The sequence below is a fragment of the Streptomyces sp. NPDC107517 genome (assembly GCF_055582645.1).
The window spans coordinates 532,188-547,585 of sequence record NZ_JBVJPM010000004.1 but is presented as its reverse complement, the minus strand read 5'-3'; the positions used below and the strand labels follow the sequence as shown (position 1 = coordinate 547,585).

Genomic DNA, 15,398 nt, shown 5'->3' with positions numbered 1-15,398 from the left:
CCGTCACTTTCCGAAGCCGAAGCCGGACGCGCCCTCGACCTTGGCCCGCAGCCGCTTGCCCTTCTCCGTGGCCTGGTCGTTGAGCTCCTGCTGGAACTCCCGCATGCGGCCGAGGAGTTCCTCGTCCTGGGTGGCGAGGATGCGGGCCGCGAGCAGGCCCGCGTTGCGCGCGCCGCCGACGGAGACGGTGGCGACGGGGACGCCCGCGGGCATCTGCACGATGGACAGCAGGCTGTCCATGCCGTCGAGGTACTTCAGCGGGACCGGGACGCCGATGACGGGCAGCGGGGTCACGGAGGCGAGCATGCCCGGCAGGTGGGCGGCTCCCCCGGCGCCCGCGATGATCGCCTTGAGGCCGCGGCCGTCGGCGTTCTCGCCGTACGCGATCATTTCGCGCGGCATGCGGTGCGCGGAGACGACATCCACCTCGTAGGGGATCTCGAACTCGTCGAGAGCCTGGGCGGCGGCCTCCATGACGGGCCAGTCGGAGTCGGAACCCATGACAATGCCAACGACAGGGGACGTGCTCATTCGGTGATCGTTCCTCTGAGGTAGCCGGCTGCGTGACGGGCGCGCTCCAGCACGTCGTCCAGGTCGTCGCCGTAGGTGTTGACGTGGCCGACCTTGCGTCCGGGCTTCACGTCCTTGCCGTACATGTGGATCTTGAGCTTCGGGTCGCGCGCCATGCAGTGCAGGTACGCGGAGTACATGTCGGGAAAGTCGCCGCCGAGGACGTTGCACATGACCGTCCACGGGGCGCGCGGGCGCGGGTCGCCGAGGGGGAGGTCGAGGACGGCGCGGACGTGGTTCGCGAACTGCGAGGTCACGGCCCCGTCCTGGGTCCAGTGGCCGGAGTTGTGCGGGCGCATCGCCAGTTCGTTGACGAGGATGCGGCCGTCGCGGGTCTCGAAGAGTTCCACCGCGAGGTGCCCGACGACACCGAGCTCCTTCGCGATGCCGAGGGCCAGCTGTTCGGCGCGCAGGGCGAGGCCCTCGTCGAGGCCGGGGGCGGGCGCGATCACCGTGTCGCACACGCCGTCGACCTGCTGGGACTCGACGACCGGGTAGGCCACGGCCTGGCCGTGCGGGGAGCGGACGACATTGGCCGCGAGCTCGCGTACGAAGTCGACCTTCTCCTCCGCGAGGACGGGGACGCCGGCCTTGAAGGGCTCGGCCGCGTCGTCCAGGGACCGTACGAACCACACCCCCTTCCCGTCGTAGCCGCCGCGCACCGTCTTGAGGATCACGGGGAAACCGTCGCTGCCGTCAGTGGCGCCCTCCGCCGCGAAGGCCGCCACATCGGCGGGGTCCTTCACGAGGCGGTGGCGCGGGCAGGGAGCGCCGATCTGAGTGAGCTTCGCGCGCATCACACCCTTGTCCTGGGCGTGCACCAGCGCCTCGGGTCCAGGACGCACGGGGATACCGTCCGCCTCCAGGGCCCGCAGGTGCTCCGTGGGTACGTGCTCGTGATCGAAGGTGATCACGTCACAGCCCCGCGCGAAGTCACGCAGCGTGTCCAGGTCGCGATAGTCGCCTATGACGACATCGCTGACGACCTGCGCCGCGGAATCCTGAGGAGTGTCACTGAGGAGCTTGAACTTGATGCCGAGCGGGATGCCCGCCTCGTGTGTCATACGAGCGAGCTGCCCCCCGCCGACCATGCCGACTACCGGGAACGTCACACCCCCAGGGTATCGGCCGCCCCGCGGTGCCAGGATTAGGCGTCCCCAGGCGCCCGACCTGCCGCCTGGTTAGCATGACTGAGTCGATATATCGGAACTACGGGGGCTGGGGCGAGCACTTTGAACGGACCTGCCACTTGGCGTGCGCGGCTCGACCGGCTCGGTCGCGAGGTTGCCAAATTCGGTGCCGTGGGCGCGCTCGGAACCCTGGTGAACTTCGGCGTCTCCAACTTTCTGTGGCACACCACGAACCTTCAGGCGGTCCGGGCGAACATCATCGCCACGGTCATCGCCATCGCGTTCAACTACGTGGGGTTCCGCTACTTCACCTACCGTGACCGCGACAAGAGCGGCCGGACGCGGGAGCTCTCGCTGTTCCTGGCGTTCAGCGCGGTCGGCCTGGTGATCGAGAACGGCGTGCTGTACATGGCGATCTACGGCTTCGGCTGGGACAGCTCGCTGCAGCGCAACGTCTTCAAGTTCGTCGGCATCGGCATCGCGACGCTGTTCCGGTTCTGGTCGTACCGCACGTGGGTCTTCAAGACCATGCCCGGCCGCGAGGCCGTCGCCCACGCCGAATCGTTCCTGGGGGCCGGGGACGGGCGCGACGGGCGCGCGGACCGCCGCTCCGACATCCAGCGCACCCACCGCTGACCGGGCCGCCCACCGGCCGGCCGGCTAGCGAACCGTCTCCGTCCCCTCACCCGCCGCCGACTTCTTCAGCGGCGTACGCGACAGGAACAGGCCGAACACCGGCGGGCTCGTCTGGAGCATCTCCAGGCGGCCGCCGTCCGCCTCGGCCAGGTCGCGGGCGACCGCGAGGCCGATGCCCGTCGAGTTGCGGCCGCTGATGGTCCGCTCGAAGATCCGCGCCCCCAGGTCCCCCGGCACCCCGGGGCCCTCGTCCGTGACCTCGACGACGGCCTGGTTGCCGGTGACGCGGGTGCGCAGCGCGACGGTGCCGCCGCCGTGCATGAGCGAGTTCTCGATCAGCGCGGCGAGCACCTGGGCGACGGCGCCCGGCGTGCCCACGGCCTTCAGATGCCGCTTGCCCGAGGAGACGATGGCGCGGCCCGCGCTGCGGTAGGCGGGGCGCCACTCCTCCAGCTGCTGCTTGATGACCTCGTCCAGGTCGAAGGAGACCGCGGACCCCGTACGCGGGTCGCGCGAATTGGTCAGCAGCCGCTCGACGACGTCCGTGAGCCGCTCGACCTGCGCGAGGGCGATCATCGCCTCCTCCTTCACCGTGTCCAGGTCATCGGTGACGGTGATCTCCTCCAGGCGCATGGAGAGCGCCGTGAGGGGCGTGCGGAGCTGGTGCGAGGCGTCGGCCGCCAGGCGCCGCTCGGCGGTCAGCATGCGGGCGATCCGCTCGGCGCTGGAGTCGAGGACGTCGGCGACCCGGTCCAGCTCGGTCACCCCGTAGCGGCGGTGGCGCGGGCGGGGGTCGCCCGAGCCGAGGCGCTCCGCGGTGGACGCGAGGTCGGTGAGCGGGGACGTGAGCCGGTTGGCCTGGCGCACGGCGAGCAGGACCGCGGCGATGACGGCGAGCAGCGCCACCCCGGCGATGATCAGCAGCGTGCGACCGACCTCGCGGGTGACGGAGGAGCGGGGCTCCTCGACGGTGACCGTCTCGCCCTTCTCGCCCTTGGCGCTGCCCTGGATGACGTCCCCCCGGGGGCGCTCCCCGATCTCGATGGGGGGGCGCCCCGGCAGCTCGATCCTGGCGAACCGGTCGGGACCGACCTGGTTCCTCAGGATCGCGCCGCTGACCTGTTCGTCACCGAGGAGCCGGCTGTCGACGATGCTGACGAGCCGGACCGCCTCGGAGTCCACCCGCTCCTGGGCGCTGTTGGTGATCGTGCGGGTCTCGACGAGGACGAGCGAGATCCCGAAGACAGCGATCACGACGAGCACGACGGCGAGCGTGGAGTTGATCAGACGGCGGCGCATGGCTGTACCCGTACGTCAGCTCTTCTCGAAACGGAAACCGACGCCCCGCACCGTGGCGATGTAGCGCGGGTTGGCGGCGTCGTCGCCGAGCTTCTTGCGCAGCCAGGAGATGTGCATGTCGAGGGTCTTCGTCGACGACCACCACGTGGTGTCCCAGACCTCGCGCATCAGCTGGTCGCGCGTGACGACCCGGCCGGCGTCGCGCACCAGGACCCGCAGCAGGTCGAACTCCTTGGCGGTGAGCTGGAGTTCCTCGTCGCCCATCCACGCGCGGTGCGACTCGACGTCGATGCGGACGCCGTGCGTGGCGGGCGGCTGCTGGGGCTCGGCGGCGCCGCGGCGCAGCAGGGCCCGTACACGGGCGAGCAGTTCGGCGAGACGGAACGGCTTGGTGACGTAGTCGTCGGCGCCGGCGTCCAGGCCGACGACGGTGTCCACCTCGTCGGCGCGGGCCGTCAGGATGAGGACGGGCACCGTGTGCCCCTCGGCGCGCATCCGCCGGGCGACCTCCAGGCCGTCCATGCCGGGCAGCCCCAGGTCGAGTACGACGAGGTCGATGTTGCCCTGAAGTCCCGCGTCGAGCGCGGTCGGGCCGTCCTCACGCACTTCGACCTCGTAACCCTCCCTGCGCAGGGCGCGGGCCAGTGGCTCCGAGATGGACGCGTCGTCCTCGGCGAGCAGTACACGGGTCATGCAGTGATGGTAGTCCGCGCCGGACGGCGGCCGGGAGGTGATCCGGCAGGGCCGTGACCTGGCCGGGCGGGCCTGCGGCTGTGGGATGAGACCCTGGGAGGCACCTTCGAAACCATGCGCACGGTTCCATCAGGGCCTGTGATCCATCTCTCAAGTCCTTCCATATGCCGCACTGTCGTGTCGTATGGTGACTGAACGCCTGATGCACTAAAGAAGGCCTTTGAGCGTCGCACGCTGCAAGGGTCTCTTTCATGTGTGAGCTGGTCACCGCCAGCGTTGAAGGAATGACCTGTGGGCCGGGCCCCGGACGCGAAGACGCGCACGGGGCGTGGATCCCGGGACAGCCGTACCTGGCCTCCGTAAGCGTCTTCGCACGCGGAGGCGATCCCCTGTGGGCGTGGGGAGGAGGACGGCAGGTCCCGGTGCCGGCCACCCCCCTCACTGGCCGCGCGGTCACCCACGACCCGCGACCCGTACCAGCAAGGAACTTCCATGGCGACCAGCCTGACGAAGGAATCCACCGGGGCACCCTCCGGCGGCAAGACCTTCTTCGGCCACCCTCGCGGTCTGGCCACTCTGTTCATGACCGAGATGTGGGAGCGTTTCTCCTACTACGGCATGCGCGCCCTGCTTCCGCTGTACCTGGTGGCCCCCGAGGGGCTCGGCCTCGACGCCGGCACCGCGATCGCCATCTACTCCGTCTACGTCTCGACGGTGTACCTGCTCGCCATGCCCGGTGGCTGGTTCGGCGACCGTGTGTGGGGACCCCGCAAGACGACCGCGATCGCCGGTGCGGTGATCATGCTCGGTCACCTGCTGCTGGCCGTCCCGTCGAACGGCGTCTTCTACGTCGGTCTGCTCTTCGTGGCCGTCGGTTCGGGTCTGCTGAAGTCCAACATCTCGACGATGGTCGGCCACCTGTACAACGGCCCGGACGACCCGCGCCGTGACGGCGGCTTCACCGTCTTCTACATGGGCATCAACCTCGGCGCGTTCGCCGCGCCGCTGGTCATCGGCACCATCGGCCAGAACGTGAACTGGCACCTCGGCTTCGCGCTCGCCGCGGTCGGCATGGCGATCGGCCTCGGCCAGTTCCTGCTGGGCACCCGCCACCTGTCGGAGCAGTCGTCGGTCGTCCCGAAGCCGCTGGACGCCGCCGAGCGTGCCGCCACGCTGAAGAAGTCGATGATCTGGCTGCTCATCGCGGTCGTCTTCTACGGCATCGTCGTGGGCACCGGCACCTACACCCTGAACTGGGTGATGGTCCCGCTCATGCTGGTCGGCCTGATCGTCCCGATCGTGGTCCTCGGCCGCATCAAGCGCGACAAGGAACTGACGAGCACCGAGCAGTCCAAGGTCTCCGGCTACATCTGGTTCTTCGTCGCCGCCGCCGTCTTCTGGATGATCTACGACCAGGGCGGCTCGACCCTGTCGATCTTCGCCGACAGCCACGCCAACACGAGCGTCTTCGGCTGGGACTTCCCGGTCTCCTGGTTCCAGTCCGTGAACCCGGTGATCATCATGGCGCTGGCCCCGGTCGCCGCCATGATCTGGCTGGCGCTGGCCCGCAAGGGCAAGGAGCCGAGCACGGTCACCAAGTTCTCGCTGGGCCTGGTCCTCGTCGGTATCTCCTTCTTCGTCTTCCTGCTGCCGCTGACGGCCGCGGGCGACGGCAAGGTCAGCCCCTGGTGGCTCGTCCTGATCTACTTCGTCCAGACGGTCGGCGAGCTGACCCTGTCCCCGGTCGGCCTCTCGGTGACCACCAAGATGGCCCCGGCGAAGTACGGCTCCCAGATGATGGGTGTCTGGTTCCTCGCGGTGACGGCGGGCGACGCGGTGACGGGTCTGCTCTCCACGTACGGCGCCGACCTCAACGGCTCGGGCGTCGTGGCCCTGGAGGCCGCACTCGCGGTGATCGCGGGTGGCGCGGTCTTCATGTACCGCAAGAAGGTCAAGGAGCTCATGGGCGACGTCCGCTAGTCGCTCCGCTCGCCCGCACATGCGCGAAGGGCCGCCGCACCGGATTCGGTGCGGCGGCCCTTCGGCGTTCGCGCTGTACGCCCCGGCGGCTTCGCCGTGGGGGGCTTGGTGTCGCGGACGGCGACCGGTCAGGCCCGGGTCACCGGTGCCTGCAGTTCCGTCACCCAGTCGTCAACGTTCTCGGGGCACTCGAGACCGACCTCGCGGGGGTACCCGTTCGCCCGGTAGCCGTTGGCGTCGGTCCAGCGGGCCAGGGTCTGGGCGGTGGGGAGCACGGTGTCCATCGAACCGCGGTGCACGATGGTCGCCGCCCGGTCGAGGGACGGCAGGTCGAGGACACGGAGGACGCCGTCCTGAAGAGGGGCGGAGACCTGGACGGCGGCGTGCACGCTGATCCTGCCGCCACCCTCCGGGGCGTCCTCGTAGTACGCGACTCCGGGGCCCGTGGGGGTGATGCCCGCCGAGCCCAGGCACCGGAACAGCTCGTCGTAGAGCGGCCCGATGACCGGGCCGATGTCCTCGGGCTCGAAACTCGCGGCGGTCGCGGTCAGCTCCGCCACCCGAACAGTGGGGACGCTCTTGATGACGACGTCGTCCGTGGGCATGTGCCCCTCGCTCTCGATCGCTCGGAGCCTCGCCTCGACCTGGACCAGCCGTGCCCCCGCGGCAGCCATGGCGGACTCCAGTTCCGCCTGCCGCAGCCGGAGCATGCCGCGCAGTTCCTCGACACCGACCTTCTCGTCCACGATGTCCCGCACCTGCTGAAGGACGAATCCGAGGTCCTTGAGGGCGATGATCCGGTTGAGGCGGGCGAGCTGAGCAGCGGTGTAGTAGCGATAGCCGCTCGCAGGGTCGACGTGGGCCGGGCGCAGCAGGCCGGTCGCGTCGTAGTGACGCAGCATCCGGACCGAGACGCGGCCGTGCCGGGCGAAGTCTCCGATGGTGAACATGATGTCTCCGAGCTGACCGCCTGACACGGTGTGAGGGTCAAGAACCTACTGACCCTCAAAAGCCGGCAGGGGCCCGGGGCGGCCGTGCGCGCCCCGGGCCCATCGGCTCAGCCGTCCGCTCAGCCCACCCGGCCCCGCCGCTTCGGCAGGAACGTGAACACCGCTCCGCCCAGCAGGATCACCGTGCCCGCGACCAGACCGAGGGCGCGCAGCATGCCGTCGTTCGACGAGCCTGTCTCCGCGAGGCCGCCGGAGGTGTCCGCGCCGCCCGCCGATCCCGAACCCGAGCCGCCTGCCGCGCCACCCGGCTGGGCCGCCGTGTCGATCTCCAGCGAGACCTCCGTCTTCGACGGGGTGCACGTGGTCGTCGTACCGAGGGCCTTCACCGTGAGGACGCCGGGTGACAGGGTCGACTTGCCGTCGGCGCCCGGCTTGTAGGTACCCGTCAGGTCAGGGATGTTGATGGGCGCACCGGACTTGATGGCCTCCTTGTTCGTGGGGCCCTCCACATGCACGGTGCCCTTGTCGGCCCCGCCCAGCTTGACCTCCATCGACGGCTTGACCGAGTCGGCGGGGATGTCGGCCGGGCTGTCCATGACGGACTTCTTGAACTGGACCGTGAGGCCGTAGTTCCCGCCGTCCTTCTTCGCGTTGATCTGCACCGGCGACGTGGCGTCCTTGTCACCGATGGGCGTCTTGCACTTGTACGGGATCTGGACCTCCTTGCCGGTGAAGTCACTCTGCCCGCCGCCGCTGCCACTGGTGTCACCGCCGCTGGAGCTGGACGATCCACCGGTGGGAGTGGCGCTGGCGCTGCCCGTCGGCAGACCCGTGGGGAGTCCGGTGGGCAGACCCGTGGGAAGCCCGGTGGGCAGGCCCGTCGGGAGGCCGGTGGGCAGCCCGCCCGTGGTCGCGCCGCCCGCGTCGGTGACCTTGATGGTCGCGCCGGGCTTCACCGTCTCCTTGGGCGAGCACTTGGTGTCCGTCGAGATCGGCTTGCTGACGTTGATGTTGTACTTGTCCGGGGTCAGCGTCACCTCGCCGGGCGCCGTCAGCTTGATCTTGCCCTTCATGTCGGGGAGCACCATCGGGCTGTTCTTCTTGATCGGCGGGTTGCTGCGCGGGCCCTCCACCGCCAGGTCCGCGGTCTGCGCGCCGCCCACCTTGACCGTGCCGGTCGGCTTGACGGTGTCCTTGTCCAGGTCGAGGACGTCGGGGTTGTTCGAGGCGGCCTGTGTCGTCTTCCAGACGACCTCCACCTCGTCCCCCACCTTCGCCTCGGCGGGCGCCGTGATCTCCACCTTCGTCGTGCCCTCCACGGGCGGCAGGCCGGAGATCGAGGGCGGGATGCACTCGGTCTTGTACGCGACCTCGGCTGCCTGCGCCGGTGCGGCGGCGAGCAGCAGGCCCGCACCGCCCAGCATCAGGGCGACGCCGGCCGCGCTCACTCTCCGTTGGGTGCTCACGTGTTTCCCTTCGTTGTCGGGCTGTTGTCTGGCGGTGCGGAGAGCTGACCGGCCGGTGCGCCCGGATCGGTGTCCGGGGTGAACCAGGGCAGGGCCGTAGTGGTGTGGGTACCGGTCCTTGAGGTGGCACGCGGCAGGTCCGGGGCACGTCGGGAGGAGTCGGCCACGCGCAACTTCCTTGTGCGCGCGGCCAGTTCGGGAAAGTGCAGTGCTCCACGGTGCCGGCCCGCGCCGCCGGACCGCCGGGGGCGCACGCGATCGACGACAGCCATCCCGATACGGAACACGGCGGCGGGTACGACGACGCAGAGCAGGATCCAGAAGAGCGTCACGCCCCAGGGGCGGCCCACGCCCCACGGCTGCTCGGCGAGGACCTTGCCGCCGAACTTGAGGGAGACCAGGTAGTTGCCGTGCGCCCCCGAGGTGAGCTCGACGGGCAGCTTGATCTGCGCCTTCCTGCCGGGGGCGATCGTGCCGCGCCACTGCTGGTCCTCCCACTGCGGGGCGAACACGCCGTGGGAGGTGCCGACCTGGAAGACCGGGTCCTTGAGGGGGGCCGAGCCGACGTTGCCGACGGTGAAGACGAAGGTGCGCGACGCCGGGGCGCCGAACCAGGTCAGGACGCCGCTCGAACCGTCGAGCCGCGTATCGGTGAGGACGGACAGCTTCCCGCCGCCCGACGGCGTGGGGAGCGCCTCGACCGGATGGCCCGCGACCTTGAGCACCGCGTCCGCCTGCGCCTTGTCGCCGGTGACGGTCGCCACGTGGACGACGCACGGGCAGGGCACGGGCGGCTCGGCGACCGGGAGCTTCTTGCTGAAGGTGCCCTTGTCCCCGGTGGTGACGGCGCGGCCGTCGGCGTTGGCGCAGGAGTTCGTGCCGCCGATGACCCCTCTGCCGGGTTCGGACTGGCCGCAGATGAGCATCATGAGCAGCGTCTTGGAACGCCACCCGGAGCCGCTGACGGTGATCGAACCGCCCGTCCCTTCCTGGGACTTGGACAGCGTGACGGTCGGCCCTTCCGCGGCGGAGGCGGCGGAGGCGGTCAGCTGCGGCAGGGCGGCGAGGCCGAGCGCGGTGACCAGGACGAGCGCTGCCGCCCACAGCCGGGGCCCGCAGCGGTGGCGGCGGTTCATGTCCGACTCCCTTGGATCTCTTGGATCTCGTGGATCTCTTGGCTCCCGTGGTTCCCGCTGTCCGCGCCGTTCTCGCCGCTTCCGCCGTCCGCGCCGTTCTCACCGTTCTCGCCGTTCGCTTGCCGCCGTCGGCGTACGAGCCAGAAGGCCGCGCCCCCGGCGGCCAGGATCACGGCGCACGTTCCCGCGACCGCCGCCCACGGCACGAACCGCTTCGTCGCCGTCGCCTCGTCGTGGGCGCCGCCCCCGGCCGTGACCGTGAGCCTCACCCGGACCGAGTCGAGGGCGGGGGCGTTCTTCCAGGGCTCGCTGAGGGTGACGCGGCGGCCGGGCAGCAGCTCGACGGGCAGCGTGCGCGGTCGCCGGTCGAGCGCCCGGCCGAGGACGCCGTCGGCCCGCACGGCCAGCCTCGGCGTCAGGACGGTGTTGCCGCGGTTGACGAGGTCGTAGGAGATCCGGCCGCCGGTGATCCGCACCCGCTCGACGGTGAGCGCCGACAGGGTGGGGCCGCTGACCCGCAGATGGACGCTGACCCCGGCGTCGCGCCCGTTCGCGCTCGCCACGACGGCGCCGGGGTGGTCGCCGGGTGTGGCGTCGGCCGGGACGGTGACGGTGAAGGGCACCTCGGCGCGGGTGCGCGCCGGGATCTTCACCTCGCGCCGGGCGAAGGTGATCCACGCGCCCGTGTCGGTCGACTTCGCGCGCAGGGAGAGGGCGCCGGTGCCGGTGTTGTCGGCGTCGGCGCCCCGCAGCTTCACGGTCAGGGGGCGGCCACCGGGGTTGGTGACGGCCACCTTGTCCTGGAGCACGGTGCCGGGCACCCCCTCCGCGTAGAAGTAGGGGCGCCCGTCCGTCGCGGGCCTGGTGCCGCCGCCCGCCGACGGGGCGACCGACCACGCGGGCGCCGTACCGGCCGCGGCCGCCGGGACCCCCGCCCCCGCGGTCAGCAGGACGGCGGCCCCGCACAGCGCGCGCAGGCGGGCGCGGGCCCGGGGACTGAACGGCATCGGCGGCTCCAGGTCATCGCGTACGGGTGTCGGACGGGCACGGCCGCCGAGGTCAGCGCGCCGCCTGGTTGCGCCGCGTCAGCCACAGCACGCCCGCCGCGCCCGCGAGCAGCACCGTGCCGCCGAGGGTGCCGAGCGCGATCGCGGAGTCCTCGGGTCCGGTCTGCGGCAGTTCGCCGCCGGACGGGGTGTTCTGCGAGCCGCCCGAAGTGCCGCCGCCCCCGGCCGACTTGACGTCCAGGGTCAGTGACGGCTTCGGGCTGTTCGCGGGTGTGCACGTGGTCGTGGTGCCGAGCGCCTTGATGGTGAGGACACCCGCCGTGAAGGTGACCTTGCCGGTCTTGGCCGGCGTGTACGTGCCCGACAGGTCACTGATCTTGATGGGGGTGTTGGCGGGCACCGCCTCCGCGTTCGGCGGCCCGGACACCGGCAGGGAGCCGCTCTCCGCGCCGCCCAGCTTGATGACGGCACTGGGCTTCATCGCGCCCTTGCCGAGCTCGACCGGGCTGGACGAGACGCCCTTCTGGAAGGACATGGTGATCTTGTAGCCGCTGCCGCTCTTCACGCCTTTGATGTCGATCGGGGAGACCGCTCCCTTGTTCCCGATCGGCGTCTTGCACTGGTAGTTGACGTCCTGCACATCTGCGTGGGCTGCGGGTGCGGCCAGCAGCACCGTGGAAGCCGCGCCACAGCCCAGGGCCGCGGCGAGCGCGAGCCCTGCCGTTCGCTTCTGGTACGTCCGGTACGACACCTCGAGTTCCCCTCATGCCGGGAGTTCCTGAGTGGCACGCGCCAAGTTACTGACGGCACATCAGATCGGGCGCTCAAGGTACGCCGGGGACCTTGCCGAGGGAAGACATAAGCATGCGCCGGATCCGACGGGATCCGGCGCATGCGAAGAGACGTGCGAACCCGGGGTAACCCCTAGCCCCCCAAGGCCTCCGGTCAGGCGGGCGCCCCGACTTCGGCCCAGACGGTCTTGCCGGGGACCCCCGCGGTCCTGACGACCCCCCAGTCCATGCACAGGCGCTGCACGATGAACATCCCGTGCCCGCCGGGGCGGCCGGCGCGGTGCGGGGTCCGCGGCGCGGGCTGCCCGGCACCGCGGTCGGAGACCTCGATGCGCAGCACCTTGCGGTCGCAGGAGATGCGCAGCTCGTCGGGCCCCTCGGCATGCAGGCAGGCATTGGTGACCAGCTCGGAGACGACGAGCAGGACGTCCTCGGCGGCGGCCCGCCGGTCGGCGGTGTCCGCCGGCATCCAGCCCCATGCGTGCAGCGCCTCACGGGTGAAGTCACGGGCCAGGGGGACGATGCCGGCCGCCCCGACCAGGTTCAGCCTGCGGCTCTGGTGCCCGGCTGCCCGCCCTACGTCGGCGGGGGGCAGACCTGGCGTGCCACCGGTCCCACCGGCGGCCTCCGGCTCCGGGCCGCGGTCGCCCGGCGAGTAAGGCCGGGTGGTGCTCATCAGCACTTCACCTCACCGAGACTCTTGACGTGTGATGTGTGGAAATGTTCCGCCGTGGCGGGGCGGTCCGGCGTGGGACCCAGCATGTCTCCTGCCCGGCCGATCCGCGAGAACACCCACTTGTTCGGCATGGCCGGTGTGACGCTGGTAACGCCTCGATCACGTAGAGACAACTGACGCGTAACTTCCGTGCTTCACCTGCGAATGTGTCCTGTCAGTCACCGAGAGCCGCGTCCAGCGACTCATGGACGGTGAAGACGGCCTCCGCGCCGGTGATCTCGAAGACCCGGGCCACCACGGGCAGCATCCCGGCCAGATGGACTCCGCCACCGGCGGCTTCCGCCTTGAGGCGGGCACCGAGCAGCACATTGAGCCCGGTCGAGTCACAGAACTCCAGCCGTGAGCAGTCGATCACCAGCCGTGAAAATCCGGTGGTGAGACAGCTCTCCAGGGGTTCTCGCAATAGATCGGCGGTGTGGTGATCCAACTCACCCACCGGAGTCACGACGGCGCTGGCGCCCTCTTCCCGCACCTCGACCAGAAGCCGGCCCCGATGCGCGCTGCCGACTGTCCCGCGGTCCATGACGTCTCTCTCTTCCGAGTCTTCTCGACCGTCGTGGCTGTTCATTGACGCCCTCGAACATTACGCCTTTGCCACGCCCTCCGGTACCCGAACAACCCCTAGGAATCGGACATTTACTGACAGAACGCACTTGCGAGCGGAGCGTAAAAGCGGGTAGGCCTAGTAAGGACAGTTTCAACCACGGCCGGCTACGGAGGCGCCGCACACCGCAGTGCACGTATTGGCATCGGCAGCCATATGCCGAGAACGATGGAGGACATCATGTCACCCCGGCTCGACGAATCGCGTACTGACCAGGCGTCGACGTCGACACCCCCACCGGAACACGAGGCCTTCGACAACCTGGCCGGCCTGCCGGAGATCCCGCCTTTCGACGAGGTGGCTCCCCAGGACGCACGGGCCCTGTCAAAAACGCTCTTCGGGCGGCTGGAGTCCCTTGAAGAGGGCACCCACGAGTATTCGTATGTCCGCAACACGCTGGTTGAACTCAATCTCGCCCTGGTGAAGTTCGCGGCGTCCCGGTTTCGCTCCCGAAGCGAGCCGATGGAGGACATCATCCAGGTCGGCACGATCGGCCTGATCAAGGCGATCGACCGCTTCGAGCTGAGCCGTGGCGTCGAGTTCCCTACGTTCGCGATGCCGACCATCGTCGGCGAGATCAAGCGCTTCTTCCGTGACACGTCCTGGTCGGTCCGCGTTCCGCGGCGGCTCCAGGAGCTTCGTCTCGACCTTGCCAAGGCGGGCGACGAACTCGCCCAGCAGTTCGACCGCGCACCGACGGTGGGCGAGCTCGCCGAGCGCCTGGGCATCACGAACGACGAGGTCGTCGAGGGCATGGCCGCCTCCAACGCCTACACGGCCAGCTCCCTGGACGCACAGCCCGAGGAGGACGACTCCGAGGGCGCGCTCGCGGACCGCATCGGGTACGAGGACCACGAGCTCGAGGGCATCGAGTACGTCGAGTCCCTGAAGCCCCTGATCGCCGAACTCCCTTCCCGGGACCGGAAGATCCTCTCCCTGCGCTTCGTCGCCAACATGACGCAGTCGGAGATCGGTGACGAGCTGGGCATCTCCCAGATGCACGTGTCCCGGCTGCTCTCGCGCACGCTGGTGCGCCTGCGCAAGGGCCTCACGCTGGAGGAATAGCCGTCACGCCGGCCGGCCGACCTCCGCCGCCTCCGCGCACTGGGCGCGGAGGCGGCGTGTGTGTGCGGAGGCGGCGCGTGCGACCGGTCAGGCGGCGCGCACTCCGCGCCGCCAGACCGCCGACACCAGCGGCACGCCCGGCCGGTAGGCCAGGTGCACATGGCTCGGCGCGTCGAGCAGGGCCAGGTCCGCGTACGCGCCCGGCGCCACGCGGCCGATGTCGTCGCGGCGCAGCGCCCGCGCGCCGCCCGCCGTCGCGGCCCAGATCGCCTCGTCCGGCGTCATCCCCATGTCCCTTACGGCCAGGGCGATGCAGAACGGCACCGAGGACGTGAAGGACGAGCCCGGGTTGCAGTCCGTGGACAGCGCCACGGTCGCCCCCGCGTCCAGGAGGCGACGGGCGTCGGGCCACTCGGCGCGCGTCGAGAACTCGGCGCCGGGCAGCAGCGTGGCGACCGTCCCGCTGTTCGCGAGGGCGTCGACGTCCGCGTCCGTGAGGTGCGTGCAGTGGTCGGCGCTCGCCGCGTCGAGCTCGACGGCGAGCTGGACCCCGGGCCCGTAGCTGAGCTGGTTCGCGTGGACGCGGGGGTGCAGGCCGCGGGCCCGGCCGGCCGTGAGGATCGCACGGGCCTGGTCGCCGTCGAAGGCGCCCTTCTCGCAGAAGACGTCGACCCAGCGGGCGTGCGGGGCGCAGGCGTCCAGCATCTCGCCGGTGACGAGCGCGACGTAGGCGGCCGGGTCGTCCGAGTAGTCCGGCGACACGATGTGCGCGCCGAGGTAGGTGACCTCGTCGGTGTGCCGCGCCGCGATGCGCAGCGCCCTCGCCTCGTCCTCGACGGTCAGGCCGTAGCCCGACTTCGTCTCGAACGTCGTCGTGCCCTGGCGCAGCGCCTCGGCGAGGTAGTGGGTGAGGTTCGCCTCCAGCTCCGCGTCCGTGGCGGCGCGGGTGGCCGCGACCGTCGTACGGATGCCTCCGGCGGAGTAACTGCGGCCCGACATACGGGCGTTGAACTCCTGGGTGCGGTCGCCCGCGAACACCAGGTGGGAGTGCGAGTCGACGAAACCGGGGATGACGGCGCGGCCTTCGGCGTCGTGGGTGACGTCGGCTGCCGGCGCCTTCGCCCGCGGCCCCACCCAGGCGATCCGGTCGTCCTCGATGACGACGGCCGCGTTCTCGACGAGGCCGAGAGGGCTGTCGCCCTGGGCCGGGTCGTTGGTGACCAGGGAGCCGATGTTGGTGATGACGGTGGTGGTCATGGTTCCTCTCCGTGGGTGGGAAGACCTCGAACGCCGGAGGGCTGTTGTGTCAGCCCGTCCGGCGTTCGAGGACATTCG

Annotated in this window: 15 protein-coding genes; 3 read left to right on the top strand and 12 right to left on the bottom strand. The window is 70.4% G+C overall.

Going from position 1 to position 15,398, the window contains the following annotated elements; translation table 11 throughout:
• Positions 1-3: 3 nt before the first annotated feature.
• Together purE and ACZ67T_RS13295 are read right to left on the bottom strand one after the other, a co-directional pair.
• Entirely contained in the window at positions 4-531 is a 528-nt protein-coding gene (gene purE, locus ACZ67T_RS13300) for a 5-(carboxyamino)imidazole ribonucleotide mutase (protein ID WP_376262448.1), read from the bottom strand.
• Positions 528-1,682 (bottom strand): 5-(carboxyamino)imidazole ribonucleotide synthase, encoded by a 1,155-nt coding sequence (locus ACZ67T_RS13295; protein WP_469983719.1) that lies wholly within the window; start codon positions 1,680-1,682, stop codon positions 528-530. The genes purE and ACZ67T_RS13295 overlap by 4 nt, the downstream gene beginning before the upstream one ends.
• A gap of 120 nt (positions 1,683-1,802) precedes the next feature.
• Here ACZ67T_RS13295 and ACZ67T_RS13290 point away from each other — a divergent pair, with 120 nt between their 5' ends.
• A complete protein-coding gene (locus ACZ67T_RS13290; protein WP_469983717.1) occupies positions 1,803-2,336 on the top strand; it encodes a GtrA family protein in 534 nt (177 codons plus the stop codon).
• A 24-nt stretch (positions 2,337-2,360) separates the two neighbouring features.
• Here ACZ67T_RS13290 and ACZ67T_RS13285 read toward each other — a convergent pair whose 3' ends face one another.
• Together ACZ67T_RS13285 and ACZ67T_RS13280 are read right to left on the bottom strand one after the other, a co-directional pair.
• Complete coding sequence (locus ACZ67T_RS13285) at positions 2,361-3,635, bottom strand: ATP-binding protein (protein ID WP_469983715.1); 1,275 nt, start codon at positions 3,633-3,635, stop codon at positions 2,361-2,363.
• Between the two features lie 15 nt (positions 3,636-3,650).
• Complete coding sequence (locus ACZ67T_RS13280) at positions 3,651-4,328, bottom strand: response regulator transcription factor (protein WP_362897580.1); 678 nt, start codon at positions 4,326-4,328, stop codon at positions 3,651-3,653.
• Positions 4,329-4,820: 492 nt separating this feature from the next.
• Between ACZ67T_RS13280 and ACZ67T_RS13275 the strand changes: the two genes are divergently transcribed.
• Complete coding sequence (locus ACZ67T_RS13275) at positions 4,821-6,308, top strand: peptide MFS transporter (RefSeq protein ID WP_469983713.1); 1,488 nt, start codon at positions 4,821-4,823, stop codon at positions 6,306-6,308.
• Positions 6,309-6,436: 128 nt separating this feature from the next.
• Here the strand turns inward: ACZ67T_RS13275 and ACZ67T_RS13270 are convergent, their stop codons facing one another.
• From ACZ67T_RS13270 to ACZ67T_RS13240, 7 genes are all read right to left on the bottom strand, one after another.
• Entirely contained in the window at positions 6,437-7,258 is an 822-nt protein-coding gene (locus ACZ67T_RS13270) for a MerR family transcriptional regulator (protein WP_469983711.1), read from the bottom strand.
• 119 nt (positions 7,259-7,377) lie between these two features.
• Positions 7,378-8,682 carry a hypothetical protein gene (locus tag ACZ67T_RS13265; protein WP_469983791.1) on the bottom strand — a complete coding sequence of 435 codons (1,305 nt, stop codon included), beginning with the start codon at positions 8,680-8,682 and terminating at the stop codon, positions 7,378-7,380.
• 38 nt (positions 8,683-8,720) lie between these two features.
• Positions 8,721-9,860 (bottom strand): hypothetical protein, encoded by a 1,140-nt coding sequence (locus ACZ67T_RS13260; protein ID WP_469983709.1) that lies wholly within the window; start codon positions 9,858-9,860, stop codon positions 8,721-8,723.
• The gene (locus tag ACZ67T_RS13255) at positions 9,857-10,867 is read right to left on the bottom strand and encodes a COG1470 family protein (RefSeq protein ID WP_469983707.1); all 1,011 of its coding nucleotides are present in this window, start codon (positions 10,865-10,867) and stop codon (positions 9,857-9,859) included. The genes ACZ67T_RS13260 and ACZ67T_RS13255 overlap by 4 nt, the downstream gene beginning before the upstream one ends.
• Positions 10,868-10,919: 52 nt before the next feature.
• Positions 10,920-11,618 carry an LPXTG cell wall anchor domain-containing protein gene (locus ACZ67T_RS13250; protein ID WP_469983705.1) on the bottom strand — a complete coding sequence of 233 codons (699 nt, stop codon included), beginning with the start codon at positions 11,616-11,618 and terminating at the stop codon, positions 10,920-10,922.
• Positions 11,619-11,812: 194 nt separating this feature from the next.
• Positions 11,813-12,334 carry an ATP-binding protein gene (locus ACZ67T_RS13245; protein WP_469983703.1) on the bottom strand — a complete coding sequence of 174 codons (522 nt, stop codon included), beginning with the start codon at positions 12,332-12,334 and terminating at the stop codon, positions 11,813-11,815.
• 214 nt (positions 12,335-12,548) lie between these two features.
• Positions 12,549-12,917: an STAS domain-containing protein gene (locus ACZ67T_RS13240; RefSeq protein ID WP_469983701.1), complete on the bottom strand. Its 369-nt coding sequence runs from the start codon at positions 12,915-12,917 to the stop codon at positions 12,549-12,551.
• Between the two features lie 261 nt (positions 12,918-13,178).
• Between ACZ67T_RS13240 and ACZ67T_RS13235 the strand changes: the two genes are divergently transcribed.
• Positions 13,179-14,063 carry an RNA polymerase sigma factor SigF gene (locus tag ACZ67T_RS13235; RefSeq protein WP_469983700.1) on the top strand — a complete coding sequence of 295 codons (885 nt, stop codon included), beginning with the start codon at positions 13,179-13,181 and terminating at the stop codon, positions 14,061-14,063.
• 87 nt (positions 14,064-14,150) lie between these two features.
• Here ACZ67T_RS13235 and hutI read toward each other — a convergent pair whose 3' ends face one another.
• A complete protein-coding gene (gene hutI / locus ACZ67T_RS13230; RefSeq protein WP_469983698.1) occupies positions 14,151-15,320 on the bottom strand; it encodes an imidazolonepropionase in 1,170 nt (389 codons plus the stop codon).
• Positions 15,321-15,398 lie beyond the last annotated feature (78 nt).